The 9,206-nt window shown below is 40.2% G+C and carries 8 protein-coding genes and 1 pseudogene; 7 read left to right on the forward strand and 2 right to left on the reverse strand.

Translation table 11 applies throughout. The features are described 5' to 3' along the window. Positions 1-358: 358 nt before the first annotated feature. The 4 genes and pseudogenes from tnpC to BLT94_RS21110 form a co-directional block, all read left to right on the forward strand. A pseudogene (gene tnpC / locus BLT94_RS21095) lies at positions 359-1,672 on the forward strand (IS66 family transposase); the annotation flags it as partial. A gap of 345 nt (positions 1,673-2,017) precedes the next feature. Continuing rightward, positions 2,018-2,464 carry a Druantia anti-phage system protein DruA gene (locus BLT94_RS21100; RefSeq protein WP_175530445.1) on the forward strand — a complete coding sequence of 149 codons (447 nt, stop codon included), beginning with the start codon at positions 2,018-2,020 and terminating at the stop codon, positions 2,462-2,464. Next, the gene (locus BLT94_RS21105; protein WP_092238607.1) at positions 2,451-2,876 is read left to right on the forward strand and encodes a hypothetical protein; all 426 of its coding nucleotides are present in this window, start codon (positions 2,451-2,453) and stop codon (positions 2,874-2,876) included. The genes BLT94_RS21100 and BLT94_RS21105 overlap by 14 nt, the downstream gene beginning before the upstream one ends. A gap of 345 nt (positions 2,877-3,221) precedes the next feature. Next, positions 3,222-4,355, forward strand: a complete 1,134-nt coding sequence (locus tag BLT94_RS21110; RefSeq protein WP_092238610.1) for an FkbM family methyltransferase — start codon at positions 3,222-3,224, stop codon at positions 4,353-4,355. 739 nt (positions 4,356-5,094) lie between these two features. On the opposite strand, the gene BLT94_RS21120 is transcribed toward BLT94_RS21110, so the two are convergent. After that, positions 5,095-5,883 (reverse strand): hypothetical protein, encoded by a 789-nt coding sequence (locus BLT94_RS21120; RefSeq protein ID WP_092238616.1) that lies wholly within the window; start codon positions 5,881-5,883, stop codon positions 5,095-5,097. Between the two features lie 177 nt (positions 5,884-6,060). Continuing rightward, on the reverse strand, positions 6,061-6,264 hold the full coding sequence (locus BLT94_RS21125; protein ID WP_092238619.1) for a hypothetical protein: 204 nt from the start codon (positions 6,262-6,264) through the stop codon (positions 6,061-6,063). Positions 6,265-6,300: 36 nt separating this feature from the next. On the opposite strand from BLT94_RS21125, the gene BLT94_RS21130 reads away from it, so the two are divergent. From BLT94_RS21130 to BLT94_RS21145, 3 genes are all read left to right on the forward strand, one after another. Then, the gene (locus BLT94_RS21130) at positions 6,301-7,860 is read left to right on the forward strand and encodes a sigma-54 interaction domain-containing protein (protein WP_092238622.1); all 1,560 of its coding nucleotides are present in this window, start codon (positions 6,301-6,303) and stop codon (positions 7,858-7,860) included. 336 nt (positions 7,861-8,196) lie between these two features. Then, positions 8,197-8,739: a DUF362 domain-containing protein gene (locus tag BLT94_RS21140; RefSeq protein ID WP_175530446.1), complete on the forward strand. Its 543-nt coding sequence runs from the start codon at positions 8,197-8,199 to the stop codon at positions 8,737-8,739. Positions 8,740-8,907: 168 nt separating this feature from the next. Continuing rightward, a partial coding sequence (locus BLT94_RS21145) for a HipA N-terminal domain-containing protein (RefSeq protein ID WP_175530447.1) occupies positions 8,908-9,206 on the forward strand: 299 nt, incomplete at its 3' end.

Genomic DNA, 9,206 nt, shown 5'->3' on the forward strand with positions numbered 1-9,206 from the left:
TTCTCGACCCGGCAGTCGAAATAGTTGCCGATTCGCCTGATCGCCCGTGAGTAGGCCTCGATGGTCTTGGGTTGCAGGCCTGCCAGTTTCAAGTACTGAAGATGCTTGCGGTAATACTCGTTGAATTGTGGATCATTGGGCATGCTGGTGTCCATTGTAAACCTCCTTTTTGAAGTAACTGGTCAATGGCCGATGCGTTGGCATCGCCTTTTCCGGTATATTACTATAAGAAGGCAAAGTTACAATGTGTTGATTTTTAAAAGAGGGGAGCTTGCTGTCTCCGCGTAGCGGCTTCGTCCAACAAGGCAAATTAACTCGAATGAAAATTCCGCTACGCTCCATTTGCCCGGTTATTTACAACGAACATACCCGTAAAAAACGTGGCCGCAAGCCTTTACCCGCCGATCTTCCCCGTATAGATGTCATACATGAACTCAGCGAAGATGAAAGACAGTGCAACTGCGGGTGCCTTAAGGAACGCATCGGCCAGGAAGAGTCAGAGCAACTGGACTATATACCCGCTAAAGTAAGGGTACTCCGAAACATCCGGTATAAATATGCCTGCAAAAACTGTGAAGGTGTGGAAGACGACGGCCCCACCGTATCAATTGCCAGGATGCCTGAACAGATTATTCCCAAAAGTATTGCTACTCCGGGCCTTCTGGCACATATTCTGACTGCAAAATTTGCAGATGCCCTGCCGTTTTACCTTCAGGAAAAGCAATTTACCAGGATCGGTATTGAGCTTGGTAGATCAACCATGTGTTCATGGGCAATGAAAGTCGCTGACGCCTGTGATATTCTGATTGACATGATGCAAAAAGACATACTTGCAAGCCCGATGATTGGTGTTGACGAAACACCTCTTCAGGTCTTAAAGGGGCCCCGGAAGTCAAAATCATATATGTGGATTTTTAGAGGTGGTACGCCTGATAAGCCAATTATTCAATTCCAATATCATCCGACACGATCCGGAGATGTTGCCGCATCATTTTTGAATGGATACAAAGGCATTGTTCAGACGGATGGCTATAAAGGATATGATTTTCTGGATAAAATAAAGGATATCATTCATGTGGCATGCTGGACTCACGCCCGCAGGGGATTTAAAAATGTAACAAAAGCTGCCGGGAATAAAAAGAGTTCATCGGGCAATGCCAGCACCGCATTAAAGTATATCAGTTTGCTTTATAAAATTGAAAAAGAAGCCCGGGTGCAGGAATTAAAGCCTGAACAATTATATGCCCAAAGGCAAAAAGAAGCTGTTCCAATTTTAGAAGAGTGCAAGAGATGGCTTGATGCAAGAGTGGAAAAAGTTCCTCCCAAAAGTCTGCTTGGCAAGGCGATCCATTACACTCTCAGCCAATGGCATAGGCTCATCCAATACACGACCGACGGAATCATCAGGCCTGATAACAATCTGGTTGAAAATGCCATCCGACCTTTTGTGGTCGGACGAAAGAATTGGCTTTTCTCGGACACCGTTCAGGGTGCCCGGTCCAGCGCACTGATTTACAGCTTGATTGAAACAGCCAAATCAAATGGGATGGAGCCATATTGGTATATGAAATATCTGTTTGAACACCTGCCTGAGGCTATGACGGAAGATGATTTTAGGGCGTTGCTTCCATACAATGTCGATAAAAAACTGTTGGCTGTACCTACCCCCTGAGTGCAATGGCATTCTCTTTGATTGTAACAAAAATTTTTCTTTTCAAGTCTGTAGTATAACAGGATGGATTTGTTAACTTAACCAACAAATCCAATATTTTTAATTTTTTGTGCTTAACTTTTGAATAGACCTCCAATACAGTACAATTCTATGAAAGATATTAGCGCATTACCCAAGACCACATTTAGCGGACGTAGGTTTAACCGAAAGCAACTGGAACAGTTACAGGAAACGGTTGAGATGTTTAAAAATCTCAGTCGTAAGGAGTTGGCTTTGACTATATGCGAACATCTTGATTGAAAAAACTCCAATGGTAAACTTAAAATCAACTCCGCCTTAACTTTGTTGGAAAAATTGGAATCCTATGACGTCGTAACTCTTCCTGCTAAAAAAAAATATAAAGCACGGGTTCGACGTATACCTGTTTTTGTTGAACACCCCAAAATTATTCCTGTCAATGATACGCTTGATGCTATTGGCCCTATCTCATTGCAGCGGATAACCTCAAAAAAAGATCGAGAAGAGTGGAAAGCATATATACAAACCTATCATTATCTGGGATACAAGCATCCGGTTGGAGTACATATTGGCTATTTTATTGTTTCCGAAGCTCGTAAACAAAAACTTGGTTGTTTAATATTCACAGCATCAGCGGCATGGACTCTGGCTCCAAGAGATGAATTAATTGGCTGGGACAAAAAGCATCGACAAAAACTTTTGCATCTTATTATCAGCAACAACAGGTTTTTAATTTTTCCATGGGTAAAGGTATCTAATCTTGCCAGCCATTGAGGATTTTCACGCAAAAAGTGAACGTGGTGTGAAGCAGGAAATCTTTGCACATTTTGCACTTATCACTATGAATCGCATTTTTGCCAATCAAGCAGACATAGACCTTAATCAATCTAACGATTCTGTTAATAATGCAACAGATGATAACAAAGGTTCTTTTTTAAAGGTACAAACACATACAATCAAGACAAACTTTAAAAATTGCACTCATGTTTTTTCAAGAAGCATGGAAGAATTATTTCTCTTGAAAAAAAAAATGGATACCGTTATTGAACGTGCCTATCATTTTATTCTTGCTAGAAATAAAAAAGAGAGACCGGGGCGATCGTACATTAGAAAATCTATGAAACCAATCTCCAAATGGCAACCGTCAAAAGAGAAAAAAAAGAAAGCTCAAATTTTAGCAACATAGCCAATAAGTGCGCCATTACTACAATTACTTAAACGAATGGCTTTAAATCTTAAGCGAATGCCATTGCCCCTGAGTGGGGTTAAAACATCGCTTACCATTCTTTTTAAAGGTTGAGAAGACTTTTAAATGATGTGCTTTCAATCAACTTTTTTGGAAACCCTTGCCGCCCGTTACCCAAACGTTGGGCTTCAAAATAACCTTATATAAAAAATGCAAATGTTGATTTTTGAACAAGATAATGCCATCGAAACGACAATCAAATTGTGAAACATACGAAATATTTATAGTGTTTTCCTTCAAAGAAGGATATAACAAAAATTTTATCAAACATGGGAGATTTTATTCTTGAATTTCAATAACTTTAAAAATTTTTTTAAAAGAATTTGCGGAAGCAGAAAAGGTGCTTTTGCACATGAAATAGAGCCGGAAGTATGGGAAAGGACATATTTTGAAAACGCATCTGAAGAAGATATTTTTTTTTGTTTTCGCTTGATTTTGGGGAGAAACCCAGAAGAAAAAGAATGGTATGGACATCGGTTACAAGCAGGCAAACCACTACTTGAAATTGTGTCAAAATTTCTTGCAAGTAATGAATTTAAAGAGAACAGACAGCCACTTTTGACAAAATCCCCCTCATTGTCAGGTACTGGCCATGAAACAGTTGAACTATATAATTTTAAACTCTGCCTTAGCTCACAAGATCAAGTGTGTGGTTCGGCATTAATAAATAACAATGAATACGAGCCTTCGGTTACAGCAGTTCTAAAAAAGGTTTTAAGGCCAGGTATGGTCTTTCTTGACATAGGTGCCAATATCGGTTTTTTCTCATGCTTGGCAGCATCAATTGTGGGCGAAAATGGCAACGTTTTTTCTTTTGAGCCATACGAATACAATATAAAAATGCTCTACATCAATAAACGCCTTAATGATTTTAAAAATATCGAAATATTCCCTTTTGCGGTATCTGACCGAAAAGACTTTTTTACTTATGATGATTCTGCCGGAAACAGCGGGACAATTTGTGAAAACGATTCATCTATTCCACACTTACTTTCATCATCCATGTTGGTTTATTCTGTGATCCTGGACGATGCCCTTAAACCTTATGCCGACAAAATTGATGTTATAAAAATTGATATTGAGGGCGCAGAATATCTCGCACTTAAAGGCATGAAAAATCGTTTAAAAAAGGATAGGCCGATAATTATAAGTGAATTTTCTTTGGCTTTTTTAAAAGCAATATCAAAAATCCCAGCAGAAGATTATTTGCAATTACTTTTGATTGACAAAAGCTATTCATTCGCTGTTATAGCGGGTGAAAATAATGTTATCAAATGTGAACATAATATGGAACAGGTAATTGATTATTATAATCAAGCAATAGGAGACCATATTGATATTATTGCATACCCAGAAGATAAATTTTCTATCAATAACTCTCAAATAGAGTTGATAGTTAGGACAGATAAAGCAAAATAACCCAACATAGCTGGTTTTAGACAGGGTGAACGCATGAGAAAATGGCATGATTTTTGATTTCAATAAATTCAAATAGTTAAAAAATCGAGCTTTTTGAAAAGAGAATAAAAACTGAAATAACGCTTTGTAACCCATTGAATTTATTATAACCGAAATTTTAATGCGTTTGCCCTGGGGTTTTAGATGAAAAAGCAATGAGTAAGCAGAATTTTGTAAACAGGTTGCCGTAGTGTTATGGCGACTCTGAGAAATTCGGTGTTAGAATGAGACCGTATATCCGTCATGATGGGATAAATGCCCAACAGGCGTGTGAACCGGACAGCAAGGGTCTCATTCTTTTTAAAGGTTGGAAAACTTTTAAATGATGTGCTTTCAATCAACTGTATTGGAAACCCTTGCTGCCCGTTACCCAAGCGTTAGTTGCCCTACACACGAGGAATCACTGTGATTTTTAGAGAAATTGATTTTCACATTGAAAGATATGAAAAAATTGAAAACGGACTCAATAAAAAAAACTTAACTGCTATGCATGTACAAAAAAGACAAAAAAAGTTTTCGTATCACATGATGGTTACTGCATGGCCTATGTATATTTTTTTTGCGGGGATGTGTTTTTTCTCTTGACCCGTCCTTTAATGGACGGCCCAAAGCACCGGCGAATCTCGATTTTGCCTTAAGTTAATGACATTTAAAAAAAAGCTCCTATCCTAATAGTTTAGTGGACGTCCTCGGGATATCACTATCTTATTACAGAGTCTGGTTTCTCAAAGTACCACTGCCACATGAGGCCAAAACCAATCCCGAAGGCATCATCAAAAGGTTCCTGAAAATCCTCATATTTAACCTCGCAGAAGGCATATAGTTGTTTCCAAATATTGACTCCGAGCATGCTTTGTCCTGAAATGCTGTTATGGCGGTATTCATTCAATGGGTTATCAAAGTCTATGTCACACCATGTACTGGAAAAGCAGTTTACCCGCCCTATACTAAATGGAATTTTCAGGTGAGGAGAAATCATCCACCAGTTATGTCCTTGCCGACCATCCGTGCGAGCCAGGAAGGCGGTAATGTCAAAAGTAGCATGGATTCTATTAAGGAACTTGCTTATACCCCCAAAAGTTCTGGTACCTCGCCAACGGAAACCAAAATAACAACGATCATCCGTAAAGGTATTTATATTATATTCCATGGCCACATCAAACATATGCAGGAAAATGTTATCTTCGGCAATACCGAATGTGTTCAAAGGCTTGAATAGGTCGAAACTTCCGCAATGGTTTTTCAGATTGGTTTCATCGTGACCATGGTCACCCGTAAAATCAACGAACCCATAAAGCTCCAAGTCAAATGGCAAATCGTTGGTTTCAAATTCAGGCGTCAATGTTATGTATTCTCTTTTTGTGTCATATTGATACGAAATGTTAGACCACCAAAACTGTTTCGCTTGATCCTCAGCGCACCCAATCCCTATACTAACAAAATGCTCAAAAACGATAATGGCCAGAAACCATACAAGATACTTACTCATTTAGATTACCTCCGTGATCCCTCTATTGTGCTTAACGATTCGATGTGGATGCCACGCCCAGCGTGGCGTACTTTGTGATGGAAACCTCCACCTCACATACTGGGTGCGGGTGCCAAAAATCTTGAGGTGTGATATTTTCCACTATGTCTCTATTTGTTGGCCATCCATCATTTACTTTCATCTTTCTCTTCTTTGCGTCCCATAATTGACGGTTAATTCTAAAACAAGCCCGAAAGGAGCGCTGTTAACAGTCGATTCAAATACGGTACAGCAAGATGCATGCCATAAAATTTTTGCTGTTAATTCAAGTGGGTCAAAAAATAATTGATAATTTTTATCATATGTGATAAAAATTTTTGTCATATATGATAATTTTTCCATTTTATATCACATGCGACAGATGCCAGGGAGAGAGTTGTGACCATTAATGACAAGGAGTTCTTCCACAAAGCGTCCAAACTAATCTGCGGTAACTTGGACGCAAAAAACATGCTGACAGACATCCGCAAGTATCTTGAAAATTTCATGCCCGCTCAAACCCTGGATTTAAATACATACGAGCCGGAAAACCGGATACTTAGCAATATCGCTTCTGCAAGTTTCTATTCTGAAACGCCATCGTATTATCCGGTCAAGTTGTCCAAAGAAGCCGCACTATTCGTTGAAAAAGGTCATTATGGCCCGGTGGTTAGCATGATTAACCGATCAGAAATGCAGCCAGTGGCAAAACAGTTTGAATTGAAAGCAAAACAATCCCCCCTTTGCTTTTTGCTACTACACCTGAAAGTAGCCGGTAAAAGGCTTGGTGAACTTGTGATTTCAGCGCGGGGACAAGACTTGTTTAGCAAAGAACACGCTCATTTGCTGGAACTCCTACACGATCCTTTTGCCATTGCCATTGCAAACATCTTAAAGCACCAGGAAGTCCTGCGCCTGCAAAAGAAGCTATCCGATGACTACCGCTATCTGGCCAGCGAGTTGCGCCAGATTTCAGGGACAGAAATTATTGGTGAAGAGTATGGACTAAAACCCATCATGGAAATGGTTCGACAAGTGGCCCCATTGAATAGCCATGTGTTGCTCTTGGGGGAAACCGGCGTGGGAAAAGAGGTTATTGCCAACGCAATTCACTATTCTTCGCTACGGCACAGCGGTCCATTTATAAAGGTCAATTGTGGAGCATTACCCGAGAACCTGGTTGACAGTGAACTCTTCGGTCATGAAAAGGGGGCTTACACTGGTGCCGGAACAGCCCGTCGAGGCCGATTTGAGAGGGCTCATGGTGGCACGATTTTTCTCGATGAAATTGGTGATCTTCCCCTTTCTGCACAAACACGGCTTTTACGCGTAATGCAGGACAAAACCATCGAACGGGTGGGAGGCAGGGACCCAATCAAGGTGGATATTCGCATCATCTCCGCCACACACAGGGACCTGCAACAGATGGTCCTTGAAAAATCCTTTAGAGAAGATTTGTGGTTCCGGCTCAACGTGTTTCCAATAACGATCCCGCCGTTGCGACATCGAAAAGCTGATATCCCTGATCTGGTTAAGCACTTCGTCCAAAAGAAATGCCAAGAGATTAGAATTCCAGTCCATCCGACGATCTCGTCGATTCAAATAAAAAAGCTAATAGAACATGATTGGCCCGGGAATGTTAGGGAGTTGGAAAATTCAGTTGAGAGGGCTCTTATACACGCCTTAGCCGGCACTCCTAATGGAGGACTAATTTTTGATGGTATAGGCAGGCCGCATCGGCAATCCCATCCTCTATGCCCCAGTCTCGAACAAGACGTGTTAACCCTGGATGAGGTGATGTGGAATCATATCGAAAATGTTCTCTTGTTGTGTAACAACAGAATCAATGGCCCAAATGGGGCTGCCTGCCGTTTGGGTGTAAACCCCAGTACACTCAGGCACCGCATGCGTAAACTTGGCATCACGTTTGGAAAAAGAAGAGAAGTAACTGGAAATTAGCTTGGTGCTGTTAAGGAACAAAGTGATCATTGTCAAAATTTCTGATGTGTATTCAAGACCTCAATAATAGATCACGAAAGCACAAATTAGAGTGGGTCATCAAGATTCAACCTAAGATATATTCTTCAAAAATTATGGTAATTAAGAAGGCCGGAGCAGTGGAATGTTTTCATGTTAAAGGTCTTGAGCCATTTTTATACAAACCTGATCTTGGTTTTAATAAATTATTATCGGAAGGTGATAAAATAATGGCTTATAAAGATAACAACCGTGAATTTGACTTTGTACCAAAAATGATTTGCAACTAACATCTTATTTTATAGGAATAAAATGATCATGTTAAAAAACAAGATCCTTTGTTGGTATGGTAAAGATCCCTTTGAAGCAGGGAAAATCCTGATGGAGTCTTCCGGGATATGGAAAAACTGGTCCTTTTTAGATCATATTGGGCTGAAGCCGAATCTGGTCGTCTCCAAAAAGGCATCCTCCGGAGCAACGACTCACCCTGAATTGTGTGCGGGAATAATCACTTTCCTTCAAAAAAAAAGATTTCAGAATATCAGCATTCTGGAAGGTTCCTGGGTGGGGGACCGAACAGAAAAGGCTTTTAACGTTTGTGGCTATTCAGATATCTCTAAAAAGTACTCCGTTCCCCTGGTGGATCTCCAGCAGGATGCTTCTGTTTTATGTGAAGGATACAACGGAGAATATCGCATCTGCCGATCGATTCTGGAACTGGACCGCCTCATCAACATCCCTGTACTCAAAGGCCATTGCCAGACGGCCATGACCTGTGCGCTGAAAAATCTGAAAGGCTGCATTCCCAATAGTGAAATACTGCGGACAAGCCGCAGATTTAGGTCGTTGTATTTGCCTTAAAAGTTTCAAGCTGACTCAAAAGGAGATCTTAGAGTTTAGTGATGTTGGTAGAAAGTTTATTATAGAGCTTGAAAAAGGTAAAGCAACTGCTCAACTTGGAAAAGTATTTGAATTATTAAACAGTCTTGGCCTTGAACGCCATCTCATTAAACGTGGAGATCGCTGATATTGGATACCTTGAATGTTTTTTTTGAACAAACCAGAGTCGGTTCCCTAAGCATTAATGACAGGAGGCAGTTTCCATTTCAATATTCTAAGAAATGGTTGACATCACCTGATGCGTTTCAAATATCAATTTCTTTGCCGATGCAGGAAGAAATTTTTCCACATAACAAAGTAAAATCATTTTTTTCCAATCTGTTACCTGAAGCTGCCGTTAGAATATTAATCGCGAAACAACTTGGAATTTCCGATAAAAATGATTTTATGCTTCTCAAACGTATTGGGGGAGAGTGTGCCGGGGCACA

The organism is Desulfobacula phenolica, assembly GCF_900105645.1.
Classification (GTDB): domain Bacteria; phylum Desulfobacterota; class Desulfobacteria; order Desulfobacterales; family Desulfobacteraceae; genus Desulfobacula; species Desulfobacula toluolica.